Origin of the sequence: Streptomyces smyrnaeus, assembly GCF_017676345.1 — a bacterium.
In the GTDB taxonomy this organism is placed as follows: domain Bacteria; phylum Actinomycetota; class Actinomycetes; order Streptomycetales; family Streptomycetaceae; genus Streptomyces; species Streptomyces smyrnaeus.
The window spans coordinates 246,573-261,628 of the sequence record NZ_JAFFZM010000002.1 but is presented as its reverse complement, the minus strand read 5'-3'; the positions used below and the strand labels follow the sequence as shown (position 1 = coordinate 261,628).

Annotated in this window: 16 protein-coding genes and 1 pseudogene; 5 read left to right on the top strand and 12 right to left on the bottom strand. The window is 73.3% G+C overall.

Going from position 1 to position 15,056, the window contains the following annotated elements; all coding sequences use genetic code 11:
• Positions 1-26: 26 nt before the first annotated feature.
• Positions 27-617: a hypothetical protein gene (locus tag JW613_RS04635; protein ID WP_209209418.1), complete on the top strand. Its 591-nt coding sequence runs from the start codon at positions 27-29 to the stop codon at positions 615-617.
• A 72-nt stretch (positions 618-689) separates the two neighbouring features.
• Here the strand turns inward: JW613_RS04635 and JW613_RS04630 are convergent, their stop codons facing one another.
• The 6 genes from JW613_RS04630 to JW613_RS04605 form a co-directional block, all read right to left on the bottom strand.
• The gene (locus JW613_RS04630) at positions 690-2,789 is read right to left on the bottom strand and encodes a xanthine dehydrogenase family protein molybdopterin-binding subunit (protein ID WP_209209417.1); all 2,100 of its coding nucleotides are present in this window, start codon (positions 2,787-2,789) and stop codon (positions 690-692) included.
• Between the two features lie 55 nt (positions 2,790-2,844).
• Entirely contained in the window at positions 2,845-3,852 is a 1,008-nt protein-coding gene (locus JW613_RS04625; protein ID WP_209209416.1) for an FAD binding domain-containing protein, read from the bottom strand.
• The gene (locus JW613_RS04620) at positions 3,849-4,445 is read right to left on the bottom strand and encodes a (2Fe-2S)-binding protein (protein WP_209209415.1); all 597 of its coding nucleotides are present in this window, start codon (positions 4,443-4,445) and stop codon (positions 3,849-3,851) included. Before JW613_RS04620 ends, JW613_RS04625 begins: the two co-directional genes overlap by 4 nt.
• Positions 4,446-4,529: 84 nt before the next feature.
• Positions 4,530-5,039, bottom strand: coding sequence for a mycothiol transferase (locus JW613_RS04615; protein WP_209209414.1), 510 nt, complete (start codon positions 5,037-5,039; stop codon positions 4,530-4,532).
• A gap of 118 nt (positions 5,040-5,157) precedes the next feature.
• Complete coding sequence (locus tag JW613_RS04610; protein WP_099882964.1) at positions 5,158-5,325, bottom strand: DUF5670 family protein; 168 nt, start codon at positions 5,323-5,325, stop codon at positions 5,158-5,160.
• A gap of 111 nt (positions 5,326-5,436) precedes the next feature.
• Complete coding sequence (locus tag JW613_RS04605; protein ID WP_245225012.1) at positions 5,437-5,892, bottom strand: DNA-processing protein DprA; 456 nt, start codon at positions 5,890-5,892, stop codon at positions 5,437-5,439.
• A gap of 193 nt (positions 5,893-6,085) precedes the next feature.
• Between JW613_RS04605 and JW613_RS04600 the strand changes: the two genes are divergently transcribed.
• A complete protein-coding gene (locus tag JW613_RS04600) occupies positions 6,086-7,342 on the top strand; it encodes a helix-turn-helix domain-containing protein (RefSeq protein WP_209209413.1) in 1,257 nt (418 codons plus the stop codon).
• Positions 7,343-7,477: 135 nt separating this feature from the next.
• Positions 7,478-7,882 carry a hypothetical protein gene (locus JW613_RS04595; protein WP_209209412.1) on the top strand — a complete coding sequence of 135 codons (405 nt, stop codon included), beginning with the start codon at positions 7,478-7,480 and terminating at the stop codon, positions 7,880-7,882.
• 203 nt (positions 7,883-8,085) lie between these two features.
• Here the strand turns inward: JW613_RS04595 and JW613_RS04590 are convergent, their stop codons facing one another.
• Together JW613_RS04590 and JW613_RS04585 are read right to left on the bottom strand one after the other, a co-directional pair.
• The gene (locus tag JW613_RS04590; RefSeq protein WP_209209411.1) at positions 8,086-8,634 is read right to left on the bottom strand and encodes a potassium channel family protein; all 549 of its coding nucleotides are present in this window, start codon (positions 8,632-8,634) and stop codon (positions 8,086-8,088) included.
• A 109-nt stretch (positions 8,635-8,743) separates the two neighbouring features.
• A complete protein-coding gene (locus JW613_RS04585; RefSeq protein ID WP_245225011.1) occupies positions 8,744-9,523 on the bottom strand; it encodes a FadR/GntR family transcriptional regulator in 780 nt (259 codons plus the stop codon).
• Between the two features lie 229 nt (positions 9,524-9,752).
• Between JW613_RS04585 and JW613_RS04580 the strand changes: the two genes are divergently transcribed.
• Positions 9,753-10,265 (top strand): gluconokinase, encoded by a 513-nt coding sequence (locus JW613_RS04580; RefSeq protein ID WP_245225090.1) that lies wholly within the window; start codon positions 9,753-9,755, stop codon positions 10,263-10,265.
• A gap of 39 nt (positions 10,266-10,304) precedes the next feature.
• The gene (locus JW613_RS04575) at positions 10,305-11,708 is read left to right on the top strand and encodes a GntT/GntP/DsdX family permease (protein ID WP_209209410.1); all 1,404 of its coding nucleotides are present in this window, start codon (positions 10,305-10,307) and stop codon (positions 11,706-11,708) included.
• Positions 11,709-11,749: 41 nt separating this feature from the next.
• On the opposite strand, the gene JW613_RS04570 is transcribed toward JW613_RS04575, so the two are convergent.
• From JW613_RS04570 to JW613_RS36720, 4 genes and pseudogenes are all read right to left on the bottom strand, one after another.
• Positions 11,750-12,394 carry a response regulator transcription factor gene (locus tag JW613_RS04570; protein WP_209209409.1) on the bottom strand — a complete coding sequence of 215 codons (645 nt, stop codon included), beginning with the start codon at positions 12,392-12,394 and terminating at the stop codon, positions 11,750-11,752.
• Between the two features lie 29 nt (positions 12,395-12,423).
• Positions 12,424-13,746 (bottom strand): sensor histidine kinase, encoded by a 1,323-nt coding sequence (locus JW613_RS04565; protein WP_209209408.1) that lies wholly within the window; start codon positions 13,744-13,746, stop codon positions 12,424-12,426.
• Entirely contained in the window at positions 13,743-14,564 is an 822-nt protein-coding gene (locus JW613_RS04560) for an FtsX-like permease family protein (protein WP_372447909.1), read from the bottom strand. Before JW613_RS04560 ends, JW613_RS04565 begins: the two co-directional genes overlap by 4 nt.
• 18 nt (positions 14,565-14,582) lie before the next feature.
• Positions 14,583-14,915 (bottom strand): annotated as a pseudogene (locus JW613_RS36720) (FtsX-like permease family protein); the annotation flags it as partial.
• Positions 14,916-15,056: the final 141 nt, after the last annotated feature.

Below are 15,056 nucleotides of genomic sequence, written 5' to 3'. Positions count from 1 at the left end.
TCGCAGAGAATATGGAACGCGCACACATGAACCGCCCGCTTCGTATCACCCTGCTCGCCGTCCTCGCCGTGGCCCTGGTCGCGGCGGGGGCGCTGGGTGGCGCGCTCTCCCAACGGGAGGACCGCGAGGACGCCGAGAAGTTCTCCGAGATCACGGGGGGCACCACCTGCTGGGCCTCCGAAGCGGTGGTGGACCGAGTTGTTCCCGCGTCCCACCACACGGATCGCTGGAAGCGGCTGACCAGGGAAGAGCTCAGGTACAACACCCAGTGCGGCGTCACCGTGGACGGCAAGCAGGTACTGCGGGTCTCCGTCGAACAGCACAACTCGGCGCACAAGCTCGACCGGGTCGGCACGGGCCCGGGCCACGGCCGGACCAGGAGCATCCCCGGTTACAAGCAGAGCTGGTCCTCCCAGGACGCCGCCGCCGTCGTCGTGCCCTGCACCAAGAACACGGGCGACGACAACGCCACCAACCTGTACGTCAAGGCCCAGGCCTGGCGGAAGGAGTACGGGAAGTTGCGCCAGGACATGGTGCGGATCGTCGAGCAGGCGGTCAAGGCCCATCGGGCCGCGGCCTGCAACGGTGCCCCGGCCGCCCCGGACGACCACGACTGACCGGAGCCCGGGCTTCGGAGGCCGGACTCCCCGGCCGGGGTGCGAACGCCCCCGGCCCGTCGGCCGGCCCGCTCAGCGGGGCACCACCAGGTCCGGGGTGAGGGGGAGTTGGCGGTGGCGGCGGCCGGTGGCGTGGTGGACGGCGTTGGCGATGGCCGCCGGGGTGCCGACGATGCCGATCTCGCCGATGCCCTTGCCGCCGACCGGGTTGAGGTGCGGGTCGTGCTCCTCGATCCAGTGCGCGTCGATGTCGGGGACGTCGGCGTGCGTGGGGACGTGGTAGCCGGCCAGGTCCTTCTCGACGAAACCGCCGAGCCGCGTGTCCAGCGAGCTGTGCTCGGTCAGCGCCATGCCCAGGCCCATCGTCATCCCGCCGATGAACTGGGAGCGTGCCGTGCGGGCGTTGAGGATGCGGCCCGCGGCGAAGACACCGAGCAGACGGCGCACCCGTACCTCGCCGGTGAACGCGTCCGCCGAGACCTCCGCGAAGACGGCCCCGAAGGCGTGCCGCGCGTACTCCTCCTGCGCCTGTACATCGGTGGTGGTGTCCACGGTGACGATGCTGCCGCCCGACTCCCGCAGCTCGCGGCACGCCTTGTGGACGGCCCAGCCCCAGGAGGCGGTGCCCGAGGAGCCGCCGGCCAGCGGCGCGGTGGGCAGATCGCTGCTGCCGACATCGATACGGACGGCGTCCAGCGGGACGCCGAGCTGGTCGGCGGCGATCTGGGCGAGGACGGTACGCGCCCCGGTGCCGATGTCGGTGGCGTTGACCCGTACGTGGTAGGCGGGGCCGGAGCCGTCGGCCCTCAGCGCCTGGACGGACGCCGTGGACGGGGCGACCAGTACCGGGTAGGTGGAGGCGGCCACCCCGGTGCCCAGCAGCAGATCGCCGTCCCGCCGGGTGCCGGGGCGCGGGTCGCGGCGCTCCCAGCCGAAGCGGCGAGCTCCTTCGCGCAGGCAGTCGGCGAGATGGTGGCTGCTGAACGGCTTGCCGCTGTCGGGCTCCCGCTCGGGGATGTTGCGCAGCCTCAGCTCGATCGGGTCGAGGTCGAGCGCGGTGGCCACCTCGTCCATGGCGCATTCGAGCGCGTACATGCCGGACGCGTCGCCGGGCGCGCGCATCCAGGACGGGGTGGGGACGTCCAGGGCCACGACCCGGTGGCCGGTGCGGATCCCGTCGGCGCCGTACATCACCCGGGACGGCACGGCGGCCTGCTCCACGAACTCCTTGACGGTGGAGGTGTGGGTGGTCACCTCGTGGCCGAGCGCGGCCAGCGTGCCGTCGTCGCGGGCGCCGATGCGCAGCCGCTGGATGGTGGGGGCGCGGTGGCCGACCACCGAGGGCAGCTCCCGGCGGGGCAGCATCACCTTGACGGGGCGTGAGGTGTGCTTGGCGCCCATCGCGGCGAGCACCACCGGAGGACGCGGGGTGCCCTTGGAGCCGAAGCCGCCGCCGACGTGCTCGGCGACGACGGTGATCTGCTTCGGGTCGAGACCGAACATGGTGGCCAGCGTCTCGCTCACCGGGGTGGCGCCCTGGCTGGAGTCGTAGGCGATCAGATGCCCGCCCTCCCACACGGCGGTGGCGGCGTGCGGCTCCATCGGGTGGTTGTGCAGCGGGCTGAGGGTGTAGGTGAGGTCGAGACGGTGCGGGGCCGCGGCGTACTCCGCGTCGAAGTCCCCGGTCTCCCGGTCACCGGGGTAGCCGCCGTTGGCCTGCTCCGGGTGGTAGAGCCCGGGGTGGTCGTCGGTGAGGCGGACGTCGTGCGGCTCCTCGTCGTAGCTGACGCGAACGGCCTGCGCCATCTCGCGCGCCGTCTGCAGCGTCTCGCCGACGGCCAGCGCCACGTACCAGCCGCGGTGCGGTACCCGTGGGGTCTGCAGCAGGTGCAGCGTGGGGTCGTCGGGTTCGCCGAGCCGGGGCGCGTTCTCGTGGGTGAGGACGGCGAGCGCGCCGGGCAGCGCCATGGCGTCGGCGGCGTCGACGCCGGTGACGCTGCCGTGCGGCACGGCGGCGGCCACCGGCCAGCCGTACGCGCAGTCGGGCGGGGTGTGTTCGGCGGCGTAGCGCGCCGTGCCGGTGACCTTGGCGCGGCCCTCGCGGCGCAGGGCGGGCGAGCCCAGGACGCGCTCGGTGGTGCGGTCGGTACGGGTGGTGTCGTCTACGGCCATCGTCCTCGCTCCTCTTCCCTTGTCTCGTCCCTGCGCTGTCTCGCCCCTGCGCTGGTCAGCTCCCGGCGGGGCGGTCCGGGGTCTCGGCAAGGGTGGTCAGCAGGTGGACGGCCACGTTGCGGGCCAACGGCACCTTGAAGGCGTTGTCGGACAGCGGCCGGGCCACGGCCAGCTCGGCGTCGGCGGCGCGGGCGAACGTCTCGGCGTCGGCACGGGAACCGATCAGCATCTCCTCGGCGGTACGGGCCCGCCACGGCCGGTGGGCGACGCCGCCGAACGCGAGCGCGGCGTGCCGTACGGTCCCGTCGCCGTCCAGCGCGAGGACGGCGGCGGCCGAGGCGAGCGCGAAGGCGTAGGAGGCGCGGTCGCGCGCCTTGCGGTAGGCGGCGCGTGCGCCGGGAGGCGGCGGTGGGAGGGTGACGTGCGAGATCAGCTCACCGGGCCGGAGCACCGTGTCCCGCTCCGGGGAGTCGCCGGGCAGCCGGTGGAAGTCGGCGGCGGGCACCGTCCGGTCCCCCTCCGGGCCCAGCAGCTCGACCTCGGCGTCGTAGGCGGCCAGCGCGACCGCCATGTCGGAGGGGTGGGTGGCCACGCAGTGCTCGGAGTGGCCCAGCACCGCCATGTCCCGGTTGACGCCTTCCCGGGCCGAACACCCCGCACCAGGCTCCCGCTTGTTGCAGGGAGCCGTCAGGTCCTGGAAGTAGGGGCAGCGGGTGCGCTGGAGGAGGTTGCCGCCGGTGGTGGCCAGATTCCGCAGCTGCCCGGAGGCACCGGACAGCAGGGCCTGGGCCAGTGCCGGGTAGTCGCGGCAGACGGCGGTGTGCGCCGCCAGGTCGCTGTTGCGGACGTTGGCGCCGACGCGCAGTCCGCCCTCGGGGGTGGGCTCGATGTCGTTCAGCGGCAGTTTGGAGACGTCGATGAGGTGCGCGGGCGTCTCGACGCCCAGCTTCATCAGGTCCACCAGATTGGTGCCGCCCGCCAGGAAGCGGGCGTGGGGCTGTGCCGCGAACGCGGAGACGGCCTGCTCGGGGCTGGTGGCGCGCTCGAAGGTGAAGGGTTTCACGCGGTCACCTCCTCGGTACGGCGCGAGGCGTGGTCCGTGCCGCCGCCGACGTGCTCGCGCACGTCCTCGATGGCCTCCACGATGTGCGGGTAGGCGCCGCAGCGGCACAGGTTGCCGCTCATCCGCTCGCGGATCTCGTCGCGGTCCAGCTCAGCCGGCGCCCCGGTGGCCCGCTGCAGCTCCTCCCTGCGGGTCGCGTGCGAGGGATGGCCCTCGGCGGCCTCGCAGAGCATGCCGACGCCCGAGACGATCTGGCCCGGGGTGCAGTAACCGCACTGGAAGGCGTCCCGCTCGTGGAACGCCTGCTGCAGCGGGTGCGGGCGCTCCTCGTCACCGAGCCCCTCGACGGTGGTCAGGTGCGCGCCGTCGTGGGCCACCGCCAGCAGCAGACAGCTGTTGGCGCGGCGCCCCTCCAGCAGCACCGTGCAGGCGCCGCACTGGCCGTGGTCGCAGCCCTTCTTGCTGCCGGTGAGATCGAGCTGTTCGCGCAGTACGTCCAGGAGGGTGGCGCGGTGGTCGACGGTGACGGTGTGCGCCGTGTCGTTGACGTGCAGGGTGAGGGTTGAGCTGGTGGCGGTGCGCTGGGGGATCACGGGGCGCGCCTCTCTTCGGCTCGGGACTTGTCTGCTCGGGACTTGTCTGCTCGGACCTGTGGGCTCGGGACCTGTCGGCTCGGTTCAGCGGCGTTCCAGCACGCCGCGCAGGAAGGCCGCCTGACCGGCGTGCTGCATGGTGTCGCCGAGGACGCTGACGAGACGTACCCCGAGCGAGACCGGCGGATCCCATGCGTCGTCGACGATGCGGTCGAGCGACCGGGCAGTGAGGGTGCCCAGATAGTTGAGGGTCTGCTCGTGCACCGCGTCGTGGTACTCCAGCAGCGGCTTCGGCGAGTCCACCCGGACGGCGGCCACGTCCTCGGGCGCGTGGCCGAAACCGGTGTCGTCGGAGGGCAGCGGCAGCCCGAAGCGCTCCTCGAACTTCTGTGCGTGCCAGATCTGCTCCGCACCGGCCGCGTCGGCGAGATGATCGTCCTGCACCCGGGTGAGATGCCAGATCAGCCAGCTCACACTGTTGGCCGCCGGGTCGATCTGCTCGTTGAGGTGCTTCTTCTTGATGCCCCGCAAGGCGGAGTGGACCTCGCCGTTCACGCGGGTGAAGGCGTCCGTGAGGAGGGCGGTTGTGTCCATGTTTGCGACCTTACGACCCCTTGGGTACGTCGGACATGTTTCGCCCCGCCCCTTCCTCCGAACTCGCCCGGAGGAAGGGGCGGGGACCACGTTCGCCTACCAGCGGTGCCGGCGACCGCTACCAGCGGTACCAGCGACCGCGCCGCCCGCCGACCGACGGCCGCACCAGAAAACCGAGCAGCCACAGCACGAGCACGATCACCGCGATCCACCACAGCGCCTTCAGCGCGAACCCCGCGCCGAACAGGATCAGCGCAAGCAGCAGAACGAGTAGCAACGGACCCATGTCTCTTCACCTCCACCGCCCGAGTGCCCCCACCGCCCGGCTCCAATCCGCCGGCCGGAGGCGGTCGCCCGGCGCGGGGCCGCCTCCCGCGCGGGGCCGCCCCCCACGGCCTCAGGTCGGCACGATCAGCCGGGCCTTCCCCTGCTGCGACGCGTAGTCGAGGGTCTGCCAGGTGCCGGACTGGGTGCTGGTGCCGACCGGGAAGCCGATCACCAGGCCGGAGCGGTCCACCATCCACCGGTTGCGGGCCAGATACGCGGCGTCGTCCAGCGGGTCCGCACCCAGCTCGACAATCTCCGCGAGGCGGTCCCAGGCACGGTTGACGGCGTGTCTGGCCTCCGGCGGCTGCTGATCCAGCGTGCCCGGCACGGCGACGGTCAGCCACGCGTCGGTCTCGTCGGCCAGCCACCTCAGCGCGAGGCTGTCGATACCCCGGGCGCCGCCGAGATAGAAGTGCGCGTCGCCCGCGAACGGCGCCAGATACGCGGCGAACAGCTGTGCATAGTGCGCGGGGTCGTGGTGTCCCGCCGTACGGCTACCGGTGATGGTGACGGTGCGCATCCTCATTGCCCCTGTCCCTGACTCAGCCGACTCAGTGGCTCGGACGGCCATCCCCGTGGCGATCGCTCGCAAGGCCGCTTCGCATCTTCGCACGGGGGTCCGACAGCACCCGCGGCGTCGGGCGTCCGCCGCAACGGGAGCCCCCTGGCGGCGGCCGGTGCCGGTAGCGTGGAGGTGTCCACGTGTGGGGGTGTGCGCGATGCACGAAGGGTTCGAGACCAGCATCGGTGACCGGCTCGGACGGCTCCGAACGCGACGGGGACTGACGCAGGAACAGCTGGCGGAACTGGCCGAGGTCTGCGTCGACACCGTGCGCAAACTGGAGCAGAACCGGCGTCAGACGGCGCGCATGGCGACGCTCAACCAGTTGGCGCGGGCTCTGGACGTCGACCTGTCGGTGCTGGTGGGTTCGCCCGTCACGTTCGAGGCACGGCCGGACGGCAGCGCCCCCTCGGTGCTCGCGCTCCGGCGGGCGGTGTCGCCGGTCGATGACCTGCTCGACTGCGCGGGCGGCGACACGGACGGCGAGCCGGACCGTCAGGACCCGGAGGAACCCCCGACCGTCGGCGCCCTGCGCGCCTCGCTGCGTGCGACCGAAGGAACGCGCCGCGCGGGCCGGATGAGCGAAGTGGGCTCCGTACTGCCCCAGTTGATCCGCGACGCGCGCGCCGCCGTACGCGCCTACGAGAGCAGCGACCGGGACCGCACCACCGCGTACGCGGTGCTCGCCGAGGCGTACCAGGTCGCGGCGACGACGCTGACGGCGCTGGGCAACCCGGACGCCGCGTTCACCGCGATGGAGCGCGCCACCGACGCCGCCCGCCGCGCGGGTGACCCACAGCTGGAGGCGATCGGCGCGGCGACCCTAGCCTGGGTCTTCACCAAACAGGGGCGGCTGGAGGACGCCGAGCGGGTGGCCCTCGCCCAGGCCGACCGCATCGAGCCGACCTTCCGCTCCCGGCCGATCGACCTGTCCCTGTGGGGCATCCTGCTGCTGCGCGCGGCAACAGCCCTCGTACGGCAGGGCGAACGCCACTACGACCGGGTGGACGAGCTGCTGCGCATGGCGTCGGCCGCAGCCGCCGGGATCGGGAGGGACCGGCTCGACTACGCGACCCCCTTCGGGCCCACCAACACCGCCGTGGCCAAGGTCAACTTCCAGGTGGAGATGGACCGCTGCGCACCGGCCCTCACCACCGCCCGCACCGTTCCCGACCTCGCCTCCCTCCCACCCACCTGGCGCGCCCGCTTCCATGTGGACCGCGCCCTCGCCCATGCCCGGCTCGACCAGGACGAGGCCGCCACACACGCCCTGCTCACGGCCGAGCGCGACGCCCCGGAATGGATGCGCTACCACGGCACCGCCCGCCGCCTGGTGGCAGACCTCCACACCCGCGAACGCCGCCGCACCTCCCCGCTGACGGAACTCGCCGACCGGCTGCACATCGAGCGGTAGGGCGCCACGTCCTACCTGCCCGCCGAAGTGGCACCCGGCGTCACTGGGCGCACACGCCGCGCGACCGTACGGTCATCGCTCGTACGGCGGCACCGCCCGCACGGCGCCGCACTCCGACGGACACGGAAGGCGACCATGACGCGCGCCCCGCACGACAGCAGCAGCCACCCGGAACCGGCCACCGCCTGGTCCCCGCCCACCCACGCGCCGTTCGCCCTCATGCCCGCCGGGGTGTGGTGGGACGCCGTACGGGTGCCGTACGCGCCGGGGTGGAGCGTGGTGCGGCGGCTGGGTGAGGCGTGCGGCGGCGTCATCGGCGATCCGTACCGCTCGTGGCTGTACTGGCTGGTCCCTCCCGGGAGTGAGGGGTTTCCGGCGCGGGACGGCGCGGTGCGGCTGTCGGTGGCGTGCTGGCTGCCGGTTCCGGCGCGGGAGCGCACCGGGCCGCCGGGGCCGTACTGGGCGGTACCGTACGAGCGGCTGACGGATGCGCACCGGCTCCGGGCAGCCCTCTCGCACCGGCACGGAGCGGCCCGGTGAGCGGCGGCGGCGTCGTCGGGGCCGGGTACTGCCTGCCGTGCGCCCGGTGGTGCCCGGAGACCGTGGTGGTGGCGCTCGTCCATGTGAACTCGGGGCCCGGCCGGACCGTGGCGGCGTGCCTGCCGCACGCGCGGGAGTACGCGGCGTACCCGCTGGCCCCTCAGTGGTTGCGGGACGACCTGGCGGAGGTGGACCGCCATCACTCAGCCGCGCCGCGGACCCCTGCCGCGTGGTGGGCGGCTGGCGGCGGTGCGGCGGAGCTTGCCGGTCAGGGATGTCGCGGCGGCGGTGAGGAAGACCAGCGTGTAGAGGATCTGGAGCACGATGACCAGCCGCGCTGACTGGCCGCGCGGCACGATGTCGCTGTAGCTGAGGGTGGCCAGGGTCAGCAGCGTGAAGTAGAGGGCGTCCAGGCGGGTGCGCAGCCCGCGGAACTCGCCCGGATCGTGCGAGATCACGAAGTACGCCGAGGAGAACACCAGCACCGTCAGGCACATGAGGGACACCAGTGCGACAACCGTGCCGGGCCGGTCGAACATCGCGTCCCGCATGTGCTTGAGCAGCAGTGCGGCGATGGCGGCGAGCACCACCGTGAACACCGTCCAGCTCAGCGCGGGCCGCTCGGGGCCCAGCACGCGCGCGGGCAGCAGGAAGTACGCCGCGAACAGCACCGCCACGGCGGGGCCCAGCAGCGGCCAGGCCCATGCCGACGGCTTCCTGCGCGGCCCGGCCGGCCCATCGCTCTGTGCCATGAGCCCATCGTCGCCACCGGCAGCCGGCTACGCGCCCCGGCGGGGCCCGGAAGCGTCAGCGTGCGAACGCCTCAGCGACGGTTCGCGGCCGGGGCGGCGAGACGAACAGCTAGGGGGCCAGTACGTCGAGCTCCGCCATGGCGTCCTCCGTGATGGTCCGCATTATGCGCTCGGCGCGGGCGCCGTCGCGCTCGCGGACGGCCTCGGCCACCTGGACGTGCAGGGTGACGGCCTCCTGGCGGGGGTCGCTGAACATGACGTCGTGCTGGGTGCGGCCGGTGAGAACGGCGGCGACGACATCGCCGAGGCGGGCGAACATCTCGTTACGGGAGGCGCGCAGCACGGCGCGGTGGAAGTCGATGTCGTGCACCAGATAGTTCTCGAGCTGCCCGCCGCGCGAGGTGACGACCATGCCCAGCGCGTGCTCGGTCAGCGCCGCGCACTCCTCGGGGGTGGCCTGCTCGGCGGCGAGCCGGGCCGCGACCGGTTCGACGGCCGAGCGCAGCACCGTGAGGGAGCGCAGCTGGCGGCCCCGGTCGGCGCCGGCCAGCCGCCAGGTGATGACCTGCGGGTCGTAGACGTTCCACTGCTCGGCGGGCAGCACGGTGACCCCGACCCGGCGCCGCGACTCCACCAGGTGCATGGACTCCAGCACCCGTACCGCCTCCCGCGCCACCGTGCGGGACACCTCGTAGCGGGCGGCCAGCTCTTCGGTGAGCAGAACGGTGCCCGGCGGGTACTCGCCCGCCGTGATCGCGGGACCGAGCGAGGCGAGCAGCCGGCCGTGCAGTCCGCGCTCGCGGGTCGCGCCCGCCCCCCGGCCCTGCTCCGAGCCATCCGGGCGCTGCGGGCGGTCCTCCCGGCCGGCGCCGTCGTTCTGGCTGGTCATGCGTCTCCCGAGTCCTTTTCGCCCCTCCCCGTGTGCTCGGCGAGCACCTGGGACGCTCAGCCTACGTGCTCCTCGTCACGCATATTAAGTATGACTACATGGTTTCCAACTATTGAATACGTGTGACCTATGAGGTTGAGTGTCCTCCGCGCCGAAGTCGATGAGGACGGTGAGAACGGTGCGGAATGAGCGCAGTGCAACGACCGGCCGGGAAGCGGTCGTGGTCGTCATGGGAGTGGCGGGCACCGGCAAGACCACCGTGGGGCGGCTGCTCGCCGATACGCTCGGGGTGCCCTACGCCGAGGCCGACGCCTTCCACCCGCCGGCCAACGTGGCCAAGATGTCCGCGGGTACCCCGCTCGACGACACCGACCGGGCGCCCTGGCTGGACGCGATCGGCGCCTGGGCCCACAGCCGCGAGGGGCACGGCGGAGTCGTCAGCTGCTCGGCACTCAAGCGCTCCTACCGCGACCGGCTGCGGGCCGCCGCACCCGGCGTCGTCTTCGTGCACCTGGCCGGCGACCGGGCGCTCATCGGCCGTCGGATGGCCGAGCGCGCGGGCCACTTCATGCCGGTCGCGCTGCTCGACTCGCAGTTCGCGACCCTCGAACCGCTGGCACCGGACGAGCCCGGCGTCGTCGTGGAGGTCGCCCCCGGCCCCCAGGTGGTCGCCGAGCGCGCCCTGGGCGGGCTGAAATCCCTCTCCCCCACACATACCGTCCAGTCGGTCAGTAATCACTGACCTCTCCCCCTGCCCATCCACCGCGAAGAAGGAAGAGCCGTGCGCCATCTCAGTGCCGAGATGCTGGCCGCGGGGTCGCAGCAACCGGACCCCATCACGTCCGCCGGCAACGCCCAGTTGGGGATCGCCGCCCTCGTCGGCATCGCCGTCATCGTCGTTCTCATCACCCGGTTCAAGCTGCATGCCTTCCTGGCGCTGACCGTCGGCACCCTCGCGCTGGGTGCCGTGGCGGCGGCCCCGCTCGACAAGGCCATCGAGAGCTTCACCACCGGCCTGGGGGACACCGTCGCCGGCGTCGGTGTCCTCATCGCGCTGGGCGCCATACTCGGCAAGCTGCTCGCCGACTCCGGCGGTGCCGACCAGATCGTGGACACGATCCTGGCCAGGGCGAGCAGGCGCAGCATCCCCTGGGCGATGGCGCTGATCGCGGGCATCGTCGGGCTGCCGATGTTCTTCGAGGTCGGGCTGGTACTGCTGATCCCGGTGGTCCTGCTGGTGGCCAAGCGGGGCAACTACTCGGTGATGCGCGTGGGCATTCCCGCGCTGGCCGGGCTCTCCGTGATGCACGGGCTGGTCCCCCCGCACCCCGGCCCGCTCGTCGCCATCGACGCGATGAACGCCAACCTGGGCGTGACGCTCGCCCTCGGCCTGGTCGTCGGCGTCCCCACGCTGATCGTGGCCGGACCGCTGTTCGGCAAGGTGGCCGCGCGCTGGGTCGACACCACGCCCCCGGCAGGCGTCGTACCCGAGCGCGCCACCAGCGAGCTGGACCAGCGGCCCGCGTTCGGCGCCACACTGGCGACGGTGCTGCTGCCCGTCGTGCTGATGCTCGCCAAGGCGCTCACCGACATCGTCATCGACGACCCCGAGGACACCGTGCAGCGGGTCATGGACGTCGTCGGTGACCCGATGATCGCGCTGCTGGTGGCGGTGCTGGTCGCGCTGTTCACCCTCGGTCGGGCCGCGGGCTTCACCAAGGACAGGATGTCCTCCACCGTGGCCGCCTCGTTCGGGCCGATCGCGGGCATCCTGCTGATCGTCGGCGCGGGCGGCGGCTTCAAGCAGACGCTGGTCGACGTCGGCATCGGCCAGATGATCCTCGACCTGTCCAAGGACTGGTCGATCCCGGCGCTGCTGCTCGGCTGGATCATCGCCGTCTGCATCCGGCTCGCGACCGGTTCCGCGACGGTGGCCACGGTCTCCGCGGCCGGACTCGTCGGCCCCCTCACCACCGACATGTCCACCACCGGGACCGCGCTGGTCGTCCTCGCGGTCGGAGCCGGGTCGCTCTTCTTCAGCCACGTCAACGACGCCGGATTCTGGCTGGTGAAGGAGTACTTCGGGATGAACGTCGGCCAGACGATCAAGTCCTGGTCGGTGATGGAGACGCTCATCTCCGTCGTCGCGCTGTTGCTGTTGCTGCTGCTGTCGCTGTTCTTGTAGCGCCACCGCGGGAGCAGACAGCGGTCAGGAGGGCGGCACCGTCACGGCGGGTCGCCCTCCTGGCCTTCCAGATAACGCAGGACCGCCTGGACCCGGCGGTGGGTGGCGGTGGTGCGGGGGATCTCCAGCTTGTCGAAGAGCGTGGCGGTGTGCTTCTCGACAGCCCGCTGCGAGATCTCCATCCGCGCGGCGATGGCCGCGTTGGTCAGCCCCGCGGCCATATGGGCGAGCGTCTCGTGCTCGCGCGGGGTCAGGGCCGCCAGGGTGGGGCGGGCCCGCAGCAGCCGGGAGATGACATCCGGATCCAGCGCGGTGCCCCCGCCCACCACCCGGTGCAGCGCCTCCACGAACTCGTCGACGTCCAGGACGCGGTCCTTGAGCAGATAACCGATCCCGGCCGGGCCGTCCGCCAGGAGAGTGTGCGCATAGCTGGTCTCGATGTACTGGGAGAACAGCAGGATGCCCAGCCCCGGGTGGCGGCGGCGCAGTTCGGCGGCGGCGCGCAGCCCCTCGTCGCGGTGCGTGGGCGGCATCCGGATGTCGGCCACCACGGCGTCCGGCCGGGTACGGTCCACCGCCGCCAGCAGCGCCTGGGGGTCACCGACCGCCGCCGCCACCTGGAGGCCCCGGTCGGTGAGCAGCCCGACCAGCCCCTCCCGTACGACGGCGGCGTCCTCCGCGATCACCACTTTGAGTGTCGGTACCGGCCGGCTCGTCACGTGCTGGTCTCCCCCCGGGGCGCGAACGGCAGGCGGACCGTCGCTGTGGTCGGTCCGCCGGGCGGACTGTCGAGGGACAGTGTGCCGTCCACGGTCCGCGCCCGTTCGCTCAGTCCGCGCAGCCCGGACGAGCCGCCGGGCGCGGCCGGCGCGGGTGCCGCCCCGCCCCGCCCGTCGTCCTCGACGACCAGCACCAGTACGCGGTTACGGGCCTCCCCCTCGATCCGGACGTCGAGGGTGACGTGGTCGGCCCCGGCGTGCCGTGCCGCGTTGGTCAGCAGCTCCGCCGCGCAGAAGTAGGCGAGGGTCTCCACCTCCTCGGGCGGACGCGGCCCCGCCGCCAGCGCGGAGCGCACCTCCACCCGCAGCGACGGGGACTCCATGTCGGAGCGGAGGGAGGCCAGGGCGGGCGCCAGGCCCTTGTCCAGGACCGGCGGGTGGATACCGCGTACGAGGTCGCGCAGCTCGCCCAGCGCGGTGCGGGCCGTACCGAGGGACTGCTCCACCAGCTCCCGGGCCTTCGCGGTGTCCGCCGGGGACGGCTCGGGTGCGCGCAGCGCCTCCTTGGCGCGGGTCAGCGCCATGGCGAGGGCGATGAGCCGGGCCTGCGCTCCGTCGTGCAGATCGCGTTCGATACGGCGCAGCGTGGCGGCGGAGTCCCGTACGGCCAGGGCCCGGGTCTCCTCCAGGTCCTGCACCCGGCCGGTCAGATCGCGGGGCGGCGGGGCCAGGAGGGTGCGGGCCAGCAACCGGACGAGAGCCACCAGCCGGCGCCCGGCCCAACCGGCCGCCGCCAGCAGCACGAGCCCGGCGGCGGCCACCGCCAGTGCGCGGGGCCAGGAGTCGAGCGGGACGGTGCCGGTGAGTTCGAGGCCGCGGTGCCCGTTCTGCCGTACCGCGCCGAACCACACCGGGTACGACAGCAGCACCAGCCCGTACAGCCGGACGGGCACCTGAACGGCGAGGAGGAGCACGCCGAGCGGCGCGTCGAGCACGGCGTACGCCGCGCACCGCCAGGCCGCGGCGTCGGTCGCCGCCCGCAACGGGGCCGGCCCGGGCGGCGCCGGTACGTCCTCGCCGAGCAGCCCGCGCAGCAGCGCCCGGTGGACGGCGGTCAACCCGCGCACAGCCGTCAGGACGAGCGAGAGCACCGGCGCACCCGCCCGGGTCACGCACAGCACCCCGCCGAGGGCCAGCAGCGCCAGCGCGGGGACGCCCAGCAGCGCCGGGACGACGCCGAGCACCGCGTACGCCACGGCGCGGCGGGCCGTCCGCGACGCGGGGAGGCCCAGGAGGTCGAGGGTCGCTGTCACCGTCACGAGGCAGTCATCTCACGGTCGCGGGCGACGGAGGCGGCAGGGGGACCCGACGCTCGCCGCAGGTGCCCGGGGAGCGGGGCCAGCGTCGCGGCCAGGGCCAGGGCGAGGACTCCCGCCGCGGTACCCAGCCAGGTGGTCGGCGGCAACGAGGAGAGCGGGGCTCCGGCGGCGTCGCCCAGCGGCAGCGTCACCGCGAGGGCAACGGCGGCGCCGCAGCCGAAGCCCGCGCAGGTGACCGTCGCCGCCTCCACCACCAGCATCCGCACCACCTGCCCCGTACCGGCGCCGACCGCGCGCAACAGGGCGACCTCGCGGCGGCGTTCGGCGCTCAGCAGCACCATCGTGTTGGCGGCGGCGAACGCGGCGAAGGCGGCGTAGAGGACCGTGGCGAACAGATCGACCCAGGAGGGCTCGGCGACGGACGCCAGCGCCGCCAGCTTCACCAGCGTGAACGCCACCACCAGCGCGACCGGGGTGACGGCGGAGGACAGCCGCCGGGACTCCGCGCGGGCCTGCGCGAAGGCCAGTTCGGCAGCCGCACCGCCGCCCAGCGCGCGCGGCGCCGTCACCAGCCGTACGGGGACGGCCAGCAGCCGGGCGGCCGTCCGCCCGATCGCGGGCCCCGCGAAGCCGACCCCGACCAGATGGGCGAGCAGCACCAACGGCAGGTGCTCCCCCACCTCCTCGCGCGGCCCCGCGGCCGTGATCGCGGTCAGGGCGGCGCCCCCGCACAGCGCCAACACCGCGCCGACCCCGCGTACCACCCCGGTGACCGTGATCCCGCGCCCGGCACCCGCCGAGTCGCCCAGCGCGTCCATCGGGCGGGCCCGCGCGGCACGGTGCGCGGCCAGCAGACCACCGAGCTGCGAAGTGACGACCAGGACGCCCGCCGCCGCGAGCGCGGGCGGCCACCCGACGGTGAGCGGCACCCCGTGCGGCAGCAGCCCGTGCGCGGCCATCCCGTTCCGCCACCCGTACGCCAGCACCCGGCCGAGCCCGTATCCGACCGGCAGCGCGGGCAGCGCGACCCACAGCGCCTCGATGGCGACCGTGCGCCGGATCTGCCACGGCAGCGCACCCACCGCCCGCAGCACGGCGTTCTCCCGCGCCCGAGCGGCCACGGTGAGCGCCATGACCTGTGCGATGACGAAGATCGACAGATAGACGGTCACAACGGTGAACCCCGCGCCCATGGTGCTCACCGTCTCCCGCATCTCCCCCCTCGGGATGTGGGAGGCCGTCCGGAGCATGGCGACCGACGCCGTGACGACGGTCGCGGAGAGCACGAACACCGAGAACACTCCGGTGAA

What these genes read in the sequence shown, in the direction of transcription:
- JW613_RS04615 (WP_209209414.1), bottom strand. Translation starts at nt 5,039, where the DNA reads ATGGACACAACCGCCCTCCTCACGGACGCCTTCACCCGCGTGAACGGC.
- JW613_RS04610 (WP_099882964.1), bottom strand. Translation starts at nt 5,325, where the DNA reads ATGGGTCCGTTGCTACTCGTTCTGCTGCTTGCGCTGATCCTGTTCGGC.
- JW613_RS04635 (WP_209209418.1), top strand. Translation starts at nt 27, where the DNA reads ATGAACCGCCCGCTTCGTATCACCCTGCTCGCCGTCCTCGCCGTGGCC.
- JW613_RS04590 (WP_209209411.1), bottom strand. Translation starts at nt 8,634, where the DNA reads ATGGCACAGAGCGATGGGCCGGCCGGGCCGCGCAGGAAGCCGTCGGCA.
- JW613_RS04585 (WP_245225011.1), bottom strand. Translation starts at nt 9,523, where the DNA reads ATGACCAGCCAGAACGACGGCGCCGGCCGGGAGGACCGCCCGCAGCGC.
- JW613_RS04595 (WP_209209412.1), top strand. Translation starts at nt 7,478, where the DNA reads ATGACGCGCGCCCCGCACGACAGCAGCAGCCACCCGGAACCGGCCACC.
- JW613_RS04580 (WP_245225090.1), top strand. Translation starts at nt 9,753, where the DNA reads ATGGGAGTGGCGGGCACCGGCAAGACCACCGTGGGGCGGCTGCTCGCC.
- JW613_RS04560 (WP_372447909.1), bottom strand. Translation starts at nt 14,564, where the DNA reads ATGGACGCGCTGGGCGACTCGGCGGGTGCCGGGCGCGGGATCACGGTC.
- JW613_RS04605 (WP_245225012.1), bottom strand. Translation starts at nt 5,892, where the DNA reads ATGAGGATGCGCACCGTCACCATCACCGGTAGCCGTACGGCGGGACAC.
- JW613_RS04600 (WP_209209413.1), top strand. Translation starts at nt 6,086, where the DNA reads ATGCACGAAGGGTTCGAGACCAGCATCGGTGACCGGCTCGGACGGCTC.
- JW613_RS04630 (WP_209209417.1), bottom strand. Translation starts at nt 2,789, where the DNA reads ATGGCCGTAGACGACACCACCCGTACCGACCGCACCACCGAGCGCGTC.